The sequence below is a fragment of the Brevundimonas naejangsanensis DSM 23858 genome, assembly GCF_000421705.1.
In the GTDB taxonomy this organism is placed as follows: Bacteria; Pseudomonadota; Alphaproteobacteria; order Caulobacterales; family Caulobacteraceae; genus Brevundimonas; species Brevundimonas naejangsanensis.
This window is the reverse complement of the sequence record NZ_ATXN01000007.1, coordinates 100,916-113,243: the sequence shown is the minus strand read 5'-3', so window position 1 is coordinate 113,243 and position 12,328 is coordinate 100,916. Positions and strand designations below refer to the sequence as shown.

Genomic DNA, 12,328 nt, shown 5'->3' with positions numbered 1-12,328 from the left:
TGCGGGCGGCGCGCGGCGGTGTTAGGCCTTCGGCCAGACTTCACATCCGCATGAGGAGCGCCTGAATGCGCCGCCTGCCCCATCTCCTGTCCGGCCTCAGCGCCGCCGCCCTGCTGACCGCCACGGCCCTGCCGGCCCTGGCCGAGGGGGCGCTCGCCGCTCCGGCCGCAGCGACGGCCCCAGCGACGACCCAGGCCCGCGCCGCCTTCACCTATCAGGACATGATCTCGGCCAACCGGCTGGGCGACCCCCAGGTGTCGCCGGACGGCGAGTGGGTGGTCTATTCGCTGACCCAGACCGACGTGGCGGCCAACAAGCGCTCGAGCGCCCTCTACATCCTGGGCCTGAAGGGCGAGGCTCAGCCGCAGAAGCTGGCCATCTCCGAAGGCGGCGCCAACACCGCCCGCTGGGGCGCCGACGGCAAGCTGTATTTCCTGTCGGGCCGTTCGGGCTCGAGCCAGGTCTGGGTCTCGGCCGACAAGGGTGCGACGGCGACGCAGATCACGGCCCTGCCGACCGACGTCAACGCCTATCGCATCAACACAGCGGGCGATGCGGTCGCCGTGTCGCTGGCCGTCTATCCCGACGCGGCGGACCTGACCGCCTCGGTCGCGCGCGGCAAGACCGAGGCCGAGCGCAAGTCGACCGGCCAGGTCTATGACCGCATGTTCGTGCGCCACTGGGATACGTGGAGCGACCACACCCAGAACCACCTGTTCGTCCAGTCGATCGGCGCCGACGGCAAGGCGGGCGGCGAGCCGGTCTGGGTAACCAAGGGCTTCGATGGCGACACGCCCTCCAAGCCGTTCGGCGATGAGAGCGAATTCACCTTCGCGCCCGATGGCCAGTCGCTGGTCTTCTCGGCGCGCAAGGCCGGGAACAGCGAGCCGTGGAGCACGAACTTCGACCTCTACAGCGTCACAGTCTCTGAGCCCGGCCAACTGACCAATCTGACCGAGGCCAACCAGGCCTGGGACACCGGCCCGGTCTTCTCGCCGGACGGCCAGACGCTGGCCTATCGCGCTATGGCTCGTCCGGGTTTTGAAGCAGATAAATATTCGATCTTCCTGCGCGACGTGGCCACCGGCCAGACGCGCCAGATCGCGGCCAACTGGGACCGTTCGGCCGACACCCTGCAGTGGTCGAAGGACGGGAAGACGCTCTATACGACAGCGGGCGATGTCGGTCAGACCAAGCTGTTCGCCATCGACACGCGCAACGGGGTGGTCACGCCGCTGACGGGCGAAGGCCACGTCGGCGCCTTCGGTCAGACGTCCTCGGGCTTCGTCTTCGCGATGGACAGCCTGACCTCGCCCAGCGACCTCTACTTCAAGACCTGGCGCGGCCGCGAAATGCCGCGCCGCCTGACCAATGTGAACCCGCAACTGGCGACCAAGGCCTTCGGCGAGGCCGAGCAGTTCAGCTTCCCCGGCTGGAACGACGAGACGGTCCACGGCTACGTCATCAAGCCCGCTGACTATGTCGAGGGTCAGAAGTATCCGGTCGCCTTCCTGATCCACGGCGGTCCCCAGGGCTCGTTCGGCAACTCCTGGTCCTATCGCTGGAACCCCGGCACCTATGCGGGCGCGGGCTATGCAGTGGTGATGATCGATTTCCACGGCTCGACCGGCTACGGTCAGGAATTCACCGACGCCATCAGCCAGCACTGGGGCGACCGCCCGCTGGAAGACCTGCAGAAGGGCTGGGCCTTCGCCCAGTCGAAGTATGACTTCCTGGACGGCGACAACGCTTGCGCGCTGGGGGCCTCCTACGGCGGCTATATGATCAACTGGATCGCGGGCAACTGGCCGGGCGAGTTCAAATGCCTGGTCAACCATGACGGCGTCTTCGACACCTTCGGCATGGGCTACGGCACCGAGGAGCTGTGGTTCACCGAGTGGGAATACGGCGGCACGCCGTGGGAAAATCCGCAGGGCTATCAGAAGTTCAACCCGGCCAACCACGTGCAGAACTGGCGCGATCCGATGCTGGTGGTTCAGGGCGACCTCGACTTCCGCATCCCGACCTCGCAGGGCCTGTCGACCTTCACCGCCCTGCAACGGCGCGGGATCGAGAGCCGCCTGGTCTTCTTCCCGGACGAGAACCACTGGGTGCTGAAGCCCGCCAACAGCCTGCAATGGCACAACGAAGTGTTCGGCTGGCTGGACAAGCACCTGGCCAAGTAAGGTTCGGCCTGACTTCGGGGCGCGGTTCGTCAGGGCCGCGCCCTTCGTCTTTCGGGGAGGACGCATGACGCGACGAGGGCTTCTGGCGCCGCTGCTGGCGACTGTGGCGACGGCCGCTTGCGCGCCGTTGATCGGGCAGGGGGCGATGGCGCCGGCGCAGTTGGGGCCGCCCGGCTGGCGCACGGCGCGCGCAGCCTATGGCGCCGATCCGCGTCAGACCTTGCGCCTCTATCGATCGGCAGGGGCGAACCGCTTGCCGATCCTGATCCTGTTGCCGGACGGCGCGCCTGAAGCGGCGGACGAGCGGGCCGCACGCGATCTGGCCGAGGGCGGCTTCATTGTGGTCCTGGCCGACCGACGCGAGGCGCCGGACAGTCCGCACCCGGCCTTCATTTCCGACGCGGCGGCGGCTGTCGCCTGGGCGGCGAAACGGGTCCAAGATCTCGGCGGAGACGCCGGACGGATCGGCGTTCTGGGCCTGGGCGAAGGCGGCGGCGCGGCCCTGATGCTGGTCTTGGATCGACGCTATATGGCGGCGGCCGGCGCGCCTGCCGCCGTGTGCGCGGCGGCGGCCCTGAGCGCAAATGCAGGGCCGGACACGACCTTCACCGACCCTTCGGCCTATGGCGTCGCCTCTGATTCAGCGCCTGTGTGGCGTGGAGCGACGGGCGATATGGCGGGCGCAGTCGCCTTCCTGCGCGAAGCCTTGGCTTAGGTCTCGGTGGTCAACTGTCATGTCGGCGTGTTTCCCCTGTCTCGCCAAGGTCACGGTTTTCCGCTAGAGGAAGCCATGACAGACAAGATGACCCCCCAGGCGGCGCTGGACCGCCTCGAAACCCTCTACAATCAATCCGTCGCCAATCTGCGCCAGGCCGTGAAGACCTTCCTGGCGACCGGCGAGCGCGCCGAACCCGAAGCCCGGGCGGCGGGCCTGTTCGCCTATCCCCGTCTGACGGTGACCTGGCACGGCGAGCGGCCGCAGAATCTGGAAACCCGCGCCTATGGCCGCCTGTCGTGGCCCGGCGTCTATTCCACGACCATCACCCGACCTGACCTGTTCCGCCCCTATCTGCTGGAGCAGCTGACCCTGCTGGCGAGCGAATACGGCGCCGATTTCAAGGTCGAGCCGTCGGATCAGGAAATCCCCTTCCCCTATGTGCTGGACGGATCCGACGTGGTGCTGGACCGCACCATGACGGCGGCCATCGCCCGCTGGTTCCCGACGACGGAACTGGCTCACATCGGCGATGAGGTGTCCGACGGCCTGTGGGAGCCGGGCGAGGAGCATCCGCTGGCCCAGTTCGACGCCCTGCGCACCGACTTCTCCCTGGCGCGGCTGCGGCACTACACCGGCACCTCGGTAGAGGACGTGCAGAGCTTCATCCTCTTCACCAATTACAACCGCTACGTCGACGAGTTCGTGCGCTGGGCTACGGCCCAGATCGCTGATCCCGACAGCCCCTATGAGGCCCTGTCCTGCGCCGGGGGCGTGGTGGTGACGCGCGCCACCGACGATCCGGAGGCGGCCATCATGGACGCCGCCTGGCGCAAGCATCAGATGCCCGCCTATCACCTGACGCGGCCGGACGGTCAGGGCATCACCCTGGTCAACATCGGCGTCGGCCCGTCCAACGCCAAGACCATCTGCGACCACCTGGCGGTCATGCGGCCGCACGCCTGGATGATGATCGGCCACTGCGGCGGCCTGCGCGGCAGCCAGACCATCGGCGACTATGTGCTGGCCCACGCCTATCTGCGTGACGACCATGTGCTGGACGCCGTCCTGCCCGCCGACATCCCCATCCCCAACATCGCCGAGGTGCAGCGCGCCCTCTATGACGCGACCAAGCTGGTCTCGGGCGCGCCGGGCGAAGAGGTCAAGAAGCGGCTGCGCACCGGCACCGTCGTCACCACCGACGACCGCAACTGGGAACTGCGCTATTCCAAGTCGGCCCTGCGCTTCAACCAGAGCCGCGCCGTCGCCATCGACATGGAAAGCGCCACCATCGCCGCGCAGGGGTATCGTTTCCGCGTGCCTTACGGGACGCTGCTGTGCGTCTCGGACAAGCCGCTGCACGGCGAAATCAAGCTGCCGGGCCAGGCCAACCGTTTCTACGAGGGCTCGATCTCCGAGCATTTGCAGATCGGTATTCAGGCGGTGGAACTGCTGCGGGCCGAGGGCGCGCGCCTGCACTCGCGCAAGCTGCGCGCTTTCGACGAGCCGCCTTTCCGGTAAGAGGGCGCTATCGCGCGACGCGGTCGCGCGCTGCTTGAGTGCAGGCGCGGCGCCTCTCCCTCCCCTTCATGGGGAGGGTGGCTGAGGCCGTCAGGCCGAAGCCGGGTGGGGGCGGCTAGGCTGCTGATCAAGCTCCGCGGCGCTCTGCGCTCATATCGCCTGGCCCTCCCCACCCGGTCTCCGCTTCGCTGCGACCACCCTCCCCCTGAAGGGGAGGGAGAGGCTTGAGTTTGTTTTAAGAAAGAACTTTACAACATAAAGTTCTTGGCTCATCTTCTGCATCACAGGCAGGGAGAGACGCCATGACCCGCGACCAGGTTCAATCCGTTCACGACGACATCGCCTATATGAAGGCCCTGGCCCAGGAAGGGCGGCATGCGCCGCTGCTGGGCGGGCGCATCCTGATCATCGCCGGACTGGTGTTCGGCGTGGCGGCGCTTGCCCACTACGGCGTCCAGAGCGGCGTGATCGAGGTGTCGCCCATGGCCTATCCGCTGCTGTGGGGCGCAGCCATGGTGATCTTCTTCGGCGCCCTGATGGTCGAGATCAAGCGCTGTGGCCACAGGCCGGGCGCGCGGTCGGCGGGCAACCGCGCCGCCGGCGCGGGCTGGATGGGCGTGGGGCTGGCAACCTTCGTCATGTTCCTGTCGATGGGCGTGATCGCCTGGATGACAGGGCGCGGCGACGCCTTCGCTATCTTCCCGTCGCTGATCTTCGCCCTCTACGGCTCCGGCTGGGCGGTCTCGGCGACCATGAGCGGCCAGAGGTGGCAGTGGCGGCTGGCCATCGGAGCCTGGATCGCCGCGCCCCTGATCGCCTTTTTGATCGGCAGCCCCCTGTTGTGGCTGGGCTATGCGGCGGGGCTGTTCCTCTTTGCTTTCGTTCCCGGCCTGATCCTGGCGCGTCAGGAACCGGCGGAGGTGGTCTGACATGACTGCCGCAGAACCGGCTGACGATTTCGACATCGGCCGCATCGACGAAGTGATCCACGGCCGGGTGCGTCTGGGAATCATGGCCTATCTGTCGGGCGTGGAGAGCGCTGACTTCGGCGAGCTGAAGGCCCGGCTGCAGACCACGGACGGCAATCTGTCGGTGCATCTGCGCAAGCTGGAGGAGGCGGGCTTCGTCGCCGTGTCCAAGAGCTTTCAGGGCCGCAAGCCCCTGACGCGCGCCAGCATGACGACGGCGGGGCGCGACGCCTTTCTCGCCTATCTGGACGCCATGTCCGCCTTGGTGGCGGGGCGCTGAGGGCGGCTGGCGTCGGACGCTGAACCGTCTATGGAAGGCGGGTATGAGCGAACGCCCTTCATCCTCTGAGGCAGGCGGCCAGGCGCCATTTTCGGCGCTGGCTGTCGAGCCGTGCGTCTGGGTCGATCCGGTGGCGGTCGTGGCGGGAATCAATCTGCGCGAGGGGGCACTGGGGCTGATCGCCGGGGCCGGCGATCCGGCCGCGCATGGGGGGCGGATGTCCTTCGTCGCCTGCGAGCCGGATCTGTGCGTGATGGGGCGGGTGGACGAAGCGGCGCCTTTCGAGGCTATGCGGAGTCCGGCCTTTGCGGGCGGCGGGGTCGTCGGCCTGATGAGTTATGATGCGGGGGCCCGCCCGGCGACGGGCGAGCGGGGCGGGGACTGGCCCGATCTGATGCTGGCCCGTTATCCGGCCCTTCTGGCCTTCGATCACCAGAGGAAAGAAGTGCGCGCCGTGGGGCGGGGCCGCACCGGGGCGCAGGCGCGCGAACAGGCGCGTCGGGCGGCGGCCTGGCTGACGCAGGCGCGGGCGCCGACGACGCCGTCAGCGCCGGCTTCCGCCTTTGAGGGCGAGGCGGCGCCGGAGGTCTATGAGGCCGCCGTAGCGGATGTCGTGGGGCGCATCGCGGCGGGCGAGCTGTTCCAGGCCAACATCGCCCGCGCCTGGTCGGGCGGGCTGGCGGCGGGGCGTGATCCGTTCGATGTCTTTGTGCGGCTGTCGGCGGCGCGCGGCGCGGCCTACGGCGCTTTCTGGCGGCTGGGCGATCGGGCGATCGTGTCCAATTCGCCAGAACTGTTTCTGACCTTCGACGAGGCGAGCAGGCGGATCGAGGCCCGCCCGATCAAGGGAACGCGGCCGCGCGCTTCCGATCCGGGCCGTGACGACGCCCTGGCGGCTGAACTGACCGCCAGCGCCAAGGATCGGGCCGAGAATCTGATGATCGTCGATCTGATGCGCAACGATCTGGCGCGGGCGGCGCGGCCGGGCACGGTCCGGGTCGAGGGGCTGTGCGAGCTGGAACGCCACCCCACGGTGCATCATCTGGTCTCAACCGTCAGCGCCGAGGCGGCCGCAGGGTTCGGTCCGGCTGAGGTGCTGGAGGCGGCCTTTCCGCCAGGTTCCATCACCGGGGCGCCCAAGCATCAGGCCATGAAGGTGATCGCGGCGCATGAACCGCCGCGCGGGCCGTGGTGCGGCTCTCTGTTCGGCTGGGGACTGGCGGGCGACCGCCGTCTGACGGCGTCGGTGCTGATCCGCACGGCGACCTTCGTTGAGGGTGCGGCGGGCTGGCGCTGGCGCGCTCAAGCCGGGGCGGGCATCGTCGCCGACAGTGATCCGCACGCCGAGCGGCTGGAGACCGAAGCCAAGATCCAGGCGCTGCGCGAGGCGCTGGCGGGGTAGGTCAGCAGTCGGTGCAGACGACGCGATCAACTGTGCGAGGCCGCAGGAAGTAACGCCGCGACAGGGTGACCGGCTTGGGCAGGACGGCGGCGAACGGCGACCTGTAGATATACTGGGTCTCGCCCATGATCACCGTCTGCTCCTTCTCGACCACGTCGGGCGGCAGATCTGTGACGCGATTGCCGCGCTGGAGAGGCGACAGCGCCTTGCCGTTGCCGTGGCTCCACTCGATTGTAGCCACGCCCCGAGCGTCGACGGAGATGCTGGTGGTGCGGATGGACAGTTCGGCGGCGGGGAAGGGGCGCATGATCAGACCCCCGACGGCGTAGATGGCGTTGATACCGGCCCGATTGGTTCTTTCGCTCTGGGCGACCAGGTCCGACACGACCGAGGCGGCGTGACTGGCGCGGCGCTGGGCCATGAAGCCCTGGCTGAACTCGACCAGGCCGAAATAGAGCAGGATCATCACCGGCGCGATCAGGGCGAACTCGATCGCCGTGGCGCCGTCCCGGTTACCGAGCAGGCGGGCCAGGGGCGGCAGACGCAGGCGCCGGCTCATTGATAGGGCTCGTTGCGGAAGGCCAGGGTGGTGGTCAGCATCACCCGTCCGTCCTTGGTGCGCGACACCGCCTGGGCGATCATCGGCGTGACGATCGGCTGCTCGTACCAGATGCGGACCAGCACCCGCTCGCCGGGGCCGCCGGGCTCGAACTTCAGGCCGGTGGGGTCGAACAGGTCGCCGCTGGTCGGGTCCGGCGGGGCCTTGCTCGGGTCGGTCAGGGAAAAGTCGTCCAGTACGCGCACGTCGATGAAGGCACGGCGGCCGCAGTCGCCGGAAAACAGGCTCATCTCGGCGCAGAACTTGTCCTTGAACTGCTCGGGCGTCAGTTCCTGGGTCTGGGCCTGGCCGGTGCGCACCTGGCGGGCGGCGTCCGAGGCGGCGGTCTCGACCAGGGCGTCGACCAGCAGCATCAGGCCGATCTCCAATATGCCGAACAGCAGCAGGAAGAAAGGAAGGGCGACCAGGCCGAACTCGATGGCGTTCGAGCCCTCGCGTCGTTTCCGGTCGTGAGAACGTCGCGCCAAGGCCCGGCCTTTTAAGAGCCGCGCCCGGCGGGCGCAGCAGGGGCGCAGGTCGCGCCGCAGGTCACTTCGGTCGTCTCGCGGCCGCGCCAGACCCGCACTGTTCCGGCGCTGCTGGGCGCCACCACGATCTGGCGCTGGAACAGGGGGCGGCCCAGACCGTCCACGGCGATGACCTCGGTCACCCCATAGGCCTTTCCGGTGATGAACAGGGTGCGGGCGTCGGTGACGGCGACGTCGGCGATGGCGGGATTGGCGACGATGACGGACCCGGCGGCGGCGCCCAGCTGGACGCGTGTCGCCTGATGGATCGGAACTTCCAGTTGACGGCTCTGCGCCGTCGCCGCCGTGGCGCCCAGAACAACCGGCAGGCCGACAAGCAGCAGGCGGATCAGGGTCGCCCTGTGGGGCTGGGCCGATGCCGTCATGTCGGAACCTCCGAAGTCAAAAGAACGGGCGCGCGCGACGCCGCGCGTGAACTGTCGCGCGCAAAGGTCAAGATTTCCTGAAATTCGCGTGTCCTCGGAAGATTGGATCATTTCGTAGTAAACATATAAGTAACCATCATAATTTTGCGACAGGTGGCTAGATTTTACGCGTCCTTAATCCGATCCGGCGCACGATCATCAGGCATACGGGGATCAAGCGGGCAGAAAACCGGTGACCCTGAATGGTGGGACTGTTGCTCGCTCTGAACAAAAGGAAGACAACTCATGCGCAACTTCATCAATCGCTTCGCCAAAGACGAATCCGGCGCCACGGCCATCGAATACGGCCTGATCGCCGCCCTGATCTCGGTGGTCATCATCGGCGCGCTCGTCGCCATCGGCCCGAAGGTTCAGGCTATGTTCGGTACGGTTAAAACTGAACTTGAGACGGTGGTTCCCGACGAAGGCTAAGGTCTTTTTGGACTTAAGTGCGACGGCCGGAGTTTTTGCTCCGGCCGTTTTTCTTTGCAAGTGAGTTTAGTGTTGAGCGCTTCGCAATCGAGGAAACCGAGTTTTAAAGACTTGCTATCAGGGTGGTGAGATGGATTCTCTTTCGTTCCTTCTCCTCGCCGCTCTGCCGGTGCTCGCCGTCGTCGCGGCTCTGCACGACCTGACGACGATGAAGATCCCGAACTGGATCTCGATCGCGCTCGTCGTCGGCTTCTTTCCGACGGCGCTGGCGCTGGGGCTGCCGCTGAGCGTGGTGGGCGTTTCCGCCGGGATGGCGTTGGCGGCGCTGTTCATCGGCGCGGGGATGTTCGCCCTGAACTGGATCGGCGGGGGCGACGCCAAGCTGCTGGCGGCGGCGACCCTGTGGATGGGGCTGTCGGGCACGCTGCACTTTCTCCTCTATACGGGCCTGGCGGGCGGAGCCTTCTGCATGCTTCTGCTGACGGCGCGCAGTCGCCTGCCCATCCTGGCCCAGACGGGGCCGGGCTGGATGATGCGGCTGATGCAGCCCAAGGGCGACATTCCCTATGGCGTCGCCATCGCGATCGGCGCTCTTCTGGCCTATCCCGCCAGTCCGTTGATGGCCGCCTTCATCGCCGGTTGACCTGCGTTCGCCAAGGACTGTCCCGCTTAGGGACGCGTTAACCTCGATCCCTCATCATTGTTAACGGCAGGGGGCGGCCCGCGCGCTATCGCGTCGTCGCGTCTGCCGGAGACCGTCGATGAAGCCCGCCAAGATCGCCGTCATCTGTATCGCCGCCCTGGCTGCCATCGGCCTGGCGCTGGTGGTGCGCGCCATGGGCTCGCCCGGTCGGGAACCGGCGACGGCCTCGGCCGCCGTCGAGGCGCGGCCGATGGCCAAGGTGCTGGTCGCCGCGCGCGACCTTGAGGCCGGTCGACGCCTGGCCGACGCGGACCTGAGCTGGAAGGACTGGCCGGCCGAGGAACTGAATCCTCTCTTCATCACGGACGGCTCGACCCCGCCGCCCGCCAAGCCCGAGGGCGCCGCCGCAGAGAACGCCGCCGTCGACGCCAAGGGCGAGCAGAGCCGTGAGCAGGCGCGCGCCCATGCGGTCGAGCGCGCCTTGAAGGCCGCCGCTGAACTGAACGGTCCGGGCGCCAAGTCCGACTATATCGGCGCCGTGGTGCGCGAACCCATTCTGGCGGGCGAGCCGATCGTGGCGCGCAAGATCGTCCGCGCCGGGGACAGCGGCTATATGGCCGCCTATCTGGAGCCGGGCACGCGCGCCATGGCCATCCGCGTCAATGTCGAGACCGCCGCCGGGGGCTTCATCCTGCCCGGCGACCGGGTGGACGTGCTGATGACGCGTGAGATCAAGAACAACGACAGCGGCGCCGGGCCGCGTTTCACGACGGCGACCATCATGCGCAACATGAAGGTCCTGGCCATCGACCAGACCACCCGCGCCGCCGAAGACGAAAAGGCCGTGGTCGGCGCCACCGCCACCCTGGCCGTCAGCGAACGCGACGCCGAGCTTCTCGCCCTGGCGCGGTCCGAAGGGGACCTGTCGCTGGTGCTGCGCTCCTATGCCGATACGGCGGGGCCGTCGGGCCACGTTCCGGGCGCAGTACGGCGCGGCGGCGAGCGGACGGGCGCGGTGGTCAAGGTTTATCGCGGCGGCGACGCTCAGGAAGTGGCGACGCCATGAGGATTTCGCGCATGAATCGTTTCGCCGTCGTCGCCAGCGTCGCTGTGCTCGCTCTGGGCGGGGCGGGGGCGCCGATGGATCAGGCGGGCGCCCAGACGACGCGCGCCGCCATTACCGCGGGCTCGGCGCCGCAACTGGTCAACCTGCCGCGCGGGACCTCCTTTGCGGTCGACCTGCCGTCTGATGCGCGCGACGTCATCATCTCCAACCCGCGCGTGGCTGAGGCCATGCTGCATTCGCCGCGCCGCATCACCATGATCGGCCTGGAGGGAGGCGAGACGGACGCCGTGTTCCTGGACGCCGCAGGCCGCACCATTCTGGCGCTGCGCGTGCGGGTGGATGCGGGCGTCAGCGCCCTGCAGGATACGCTGAACCGCATCGCGCCCGGCTCGGACCTGCGGGCCGAAGCGGTCAATGACAGCATCATCCTGAGCGGTCTGGCCGCCAGCCCGGCCGACGCCGACCGCGCCGCCCAGGTGGCGCGCGCCTTCGTCAGCGCGCCCGAAAAGGTCATGAACATGATCTCGGTCGCCGGTTCGGACCAGGTGACGCTGAAGGTCCGCGTCGTCGAGGTGCAGCGCAATGTCATCAAGCAGCTGGGCTTCGACACCCAGGCCGTGATCGGCCGTGTCGGCGATACCCAGTGGCTGTTGGGCAACAACGCCACCTGGGGCGTCAACGGCTCGCTGCTTGGCGGGCTGGCGGGCGGGATCGCGCGCGACACGACCAAGAACTTCCAGATGCAGGCGCCCTGCATTGGGCCGGGGTGGCCGGAAGGCGCCCTATGCCCGGTCATTGTCGATGGCAGTCCGGGCGATCCTCCGAACTGGGAAACCGCACAGCCGGGCACCGGTCCCGGCTCCGACGGTCTGAACAAAGGCTCGGCGACGCTGAAGGCGTTCGAGCGCGTCGGTCTGGTCCGCACCCTGGCGGAGCCCAACCTGACCTCGGTCAACGGCGAGGCCGCCAGCTTTCTGGCGGGCGGCGAGTTTCCCGTACCCACCGGCCGCGATCGCGATGGTCAGGTCACGGTGCAGTACAAACCCTATGGCGTGGCGCTGGGCTTCCGCCCGGTCGTGCTGTCCGAAGGGCGCATCAGCCTGCAGGTCAAGGTCGAGGTGTCGGAGCTGACGCCCAGCGGCGGTTTGACGATCGGCGCCGGAACGCCGTCGTCGATCACCCTGCCGGGCCTGACCGTGCGGCGCAGCGAGAACACCATCGAACTGCCTTCGGGCGGGTCGATGATGATCGCGGGCCTGTTGCAGGAAAGCACGCGTCAGGCGGTGGATTCCCTGCCGGGCATGACCAACATTCCCGTGCTGGGGCAGCTGTTCCGCTCCCGCGACTATCTGATGGGTGAGACCGAACTGGTGGTCATCGTCGAGCCTTATGTCGTCACGCCGACGGCGCCGGGGCGGATGCAGACGCCGGCCGACGGCCTGCGCATCGCCCATGACGCCCAGACCATCTTCTTCGGCCAGCTGAATCAGGTCTACGGCTCGCCCGCGCCGACCGCCCAGGCGGGCCCCGGTTGGCGCGGCCCCGTCGGCTATGTGATCGAGTGA

General features: G+C 67.9%; 13 protein-coding genes. 10 read left to right on the top strand and 3 right to left on the bottom strand.

Annotated features, from left to right (window positions below; translation table 11 throughout):
* Positions 1 to 65 precede the first annotated feature (65 nt).
* From H556_RS0113780 to H556_RS0113755, 6 genes are all read left to right on the top strand, one after another.
* Positions 66 to 2,186, top strand: coding sequence for a S9 family peptidase (locus tag H556_RS0113780; RefSeq protein WP_024355002.1), 2,121 nt, complete (start codon positions 66 to 68; stop codon positions 2,184 to 2,186).
* 64 nt (positions 2,187 to 2,250) lie between these two features.
* Positions 2,251 to 2,901, top strand: a complete 651-nt coding sequence (locus H556_RS15755) for an alpha/beta hydrolase fold domain-containing protein (protein WP_024355001.1) — start codon at positions 2,251 to 2,253, stop codon at positions 2,899 to 2,901.
* Positions 2,902 to 2,976: 75 nt separating this feature from the next.
* Entirely contained in the window at positions 2,977 to 4,422 is a 1,446-nt protein-coding gene (locus tag H556_RS0113770; RefSeq protein ID WP_024355000.1) for an AMP nucleosidase, read from the top strand.
* Between the two features lie 302 nt (positions 4,423 to 4,724).
* A complete protein-coding gene (locus tag H556_RS0113765; protein WP_024354999.1) occupies positions 4,725 to 5,351 on the top strand; it encodes a hypothetical protein in 627 nt (208 codons plus the stop codon).
* 1 nt (position 5,352) lies between these two features.
* Positions 5,353 to 5,670, top strand: coding sequence for a winged helix-turn-helix domain-containing protein (locus H556_RS0113760; RefSeq protein ID WP_024354998.1), 318 nt, complete (start codon positions 5,353 to 5,355; stop codon positions 5,668 to 5,670).
* Between the two features lie 43 nt (positions 5,671 to 5,713).
* Positions 5,714 to 7,072: an anthranilate synthase component I family protein gene (locus H556_RS0113755; RefSeq protein ID WP_024354997.1), complete on the top strand. Its 1,359-nt coding sequence runs from the start codon at positions 5,714 to 5,716 to the stop codon at positions 7,070 to 7,072.
* 1 nt (position 7,073) lies between these two features.
* Here H556_RS0113755 and H556_RS0113750 read toward each other — a convergent pair whose 3' ends face one another.
* Genes H556_RS0113750 through H556_RS0113740 form a run of 3 tightly spaced genes read right to left on the bottom strand, consistent with a single transcriptional unit; the run spans position 7,074 to position 8,583 of the window.
* A complete protein-coding gene (locus H556_RS0113750) occupies positions 7,074 to 7,631 on the bottom strand; it encodes a TadE/TadG family type IV pilus assembly protein (RefSeq protein WP_024354996.1) in 558 nt (185 codons plus the stop codon).
* On the bottom strand, positions 7,628 to 8,158 hold the full coding sequence (locus H556_RS0113745) for a TadE/TadG family type IV pilus assembly protein (RefSeq protein ID WP_024354995.1): 531 nt from the start codon (positions 8,156 to 8,158) through the stop codon (positions 7,628 to 7,630). Before H556_RS0113745 ends, H556_RS0113750 begins: the two co-directional genes overlap by 4 nt.
* An 11-nt stretch (positions 8,159 to 8,169) precedes the next feature.
* Positions 8,170 to 8,583 (bottom strand): pilus assembly protein N-terminal domain-containing protein, encoded by a 414-nt coding sequence (locus tag H556_RS0113740; RefSeq protein ID WP_024354994.1) that lies wholly within the window; start codon positions 8,581 to 8,583, stop codon positions 8,170 to 8,172.
* Positions 8,584 to 8,868: 285 nt separating this feature from the next.
* Here H556_RS0113740 and H556_RS0113735 point away from each other — a divergent pair, with 285 nt between their 5' ends.
* The 4 genes from H556_RS0113735 to H556_RS0113720 all read left to right on the top strand — a co-directional run bounded on the left by H556_RS0113735 (position 8,869) and on the right by H556_RS0113720 (position 12,328).
* On the top strand, positions 8,869 to 9,054 hold the full coding sequence (locus H556_RS0113735) for a Flp family type IVb pilin (protein WP_024354993.1): 186 nt from the start codon (positions 8,869 to 8,871) through the stop codon (positions 9,052 to 9,054).
* Between the two features lie 130 nt (positions 9,055 to 9,184).
* Positions 9,185 to 9,697 (top strand): A24 family peptidase, encoded by a 513-nt coding sequence (locus H556_RS0113730; RefSeq protein ID WP_024354992.1) that lies wholly within the window; start codon positions 9,185 to 9,187, stop codon positions 9,695 to 9,697.
* A 118-nt stretch (positions 9,698 to 9,815) separates the two neighbouring features.
* Positions 9,816 to 10,763 carry a Flp pilus assembly protein CpaB gene (gene cpaB, locus H556_RS0113725; RefSeq protein WP_024354991.1) on the top strand — a complete coding sequence of 316 codons (948 nt, stop codon included), beginning with the start codon at positions 9,816 to 9,818 and terminating at the stop codon, positions 10,761 to 10,763.
* Between the two features lie 11 nt (positions 10,764 to 10,774).
* Positions 10,775 to 12,328, top strand: coding sequence for a type II and III secretion system protein family protein (locus tag H556_RS0113720; protein ID WP_245559502.1), 1,554 nt, complete (start codon positions 10,775 to 10,777; stop codon positions 12,326 to 12,328).

Bases quoted from the DNA above. Each gene is read 5' to 3' on its own strand.
- H556_RS0113780 (WP_024355002.1), top strand. From the start codon at position 66: ATGCGCCGCCTGCCCCATCTCCTGTCCGGCCTCAGCGCCGCCGCCCTG.
- H556_RS15755 (WP_024355001.1), top strand. From the start codon at position 2,251: ATGACGCGACGAGGGCTTCTGGCGCCGCTGCTGGCGACTGTGGCGACG.
- H556_RS0113770 (WP_024355000.1), top strand. From the start codon at position 2,977: ATGACAGACAAGATGACCCCCCAGGCGGCGCTGGACCGCCTCGAAACC.
- H556_RS0113765 (WP_024354999.1), top strand. From the start codon at position 4,725: ATGACCCGCGACCAGGTTCAATCCGTTCACGACGACATCGCCTATATG.
- H556_RS0113760 (WP_024354998.1), top strand. From the start codon at position 5,353: ATGACTGCCGCAGAACCGGCTGACGATTTCGACATCGGCCGCATCGAC.
- H556_RS0113755 (WP_024354997.1), top strand. From the start codon at position 5,714: ATGAGCGAACGCCCTTCATCCTCTGAGGCAGGCGGCCAGGCGCCATTT.
- H556_RS0113750 (WP_024354996.1), bottom strand. From the start codon at position 7,631: ATGAGCCGGCGCCTGCGTCTGCCGCCCCTGGCCCGCCTGCTCGGTAAC.
- H556_RS0113740 (WP_024354994.1), bottom strand. From the start codon at position 8,583: ATGACGGCATCGGCCCAGCCCCACAGGGCGACCCTGATCCGCCTGCTG.
- H556_RS0113735 (WP_024354993.1), top strand. From the start codon at position 8,869: ATGCGCAACTTCATCAATCGCTTCGCCAAAGACGAATCCGGCGCCACG.
- H556_RS0113730 (WP_024354992.1), top strand. From the start codon at position 9,185: ATGGATTCTCTTTCGTTCCTTCTCCTCGCCGCTCTGCCGGTGCTCGCC.
- cpaB (WP_024354991.1), top strand. From the start codon at position 9,816: ATGAAGCCCGCCAAGATCGCCGTCATCTGTATCGCCGCCCTGGCTGCC.
- H556_RS0113720 (WP_245559502.1), top strand. From the start codon at position 10,775: ATGAATCGTTTCGCCGTCGTCGCCAGCGTCGCTGTGCTCGCTCTGGGC.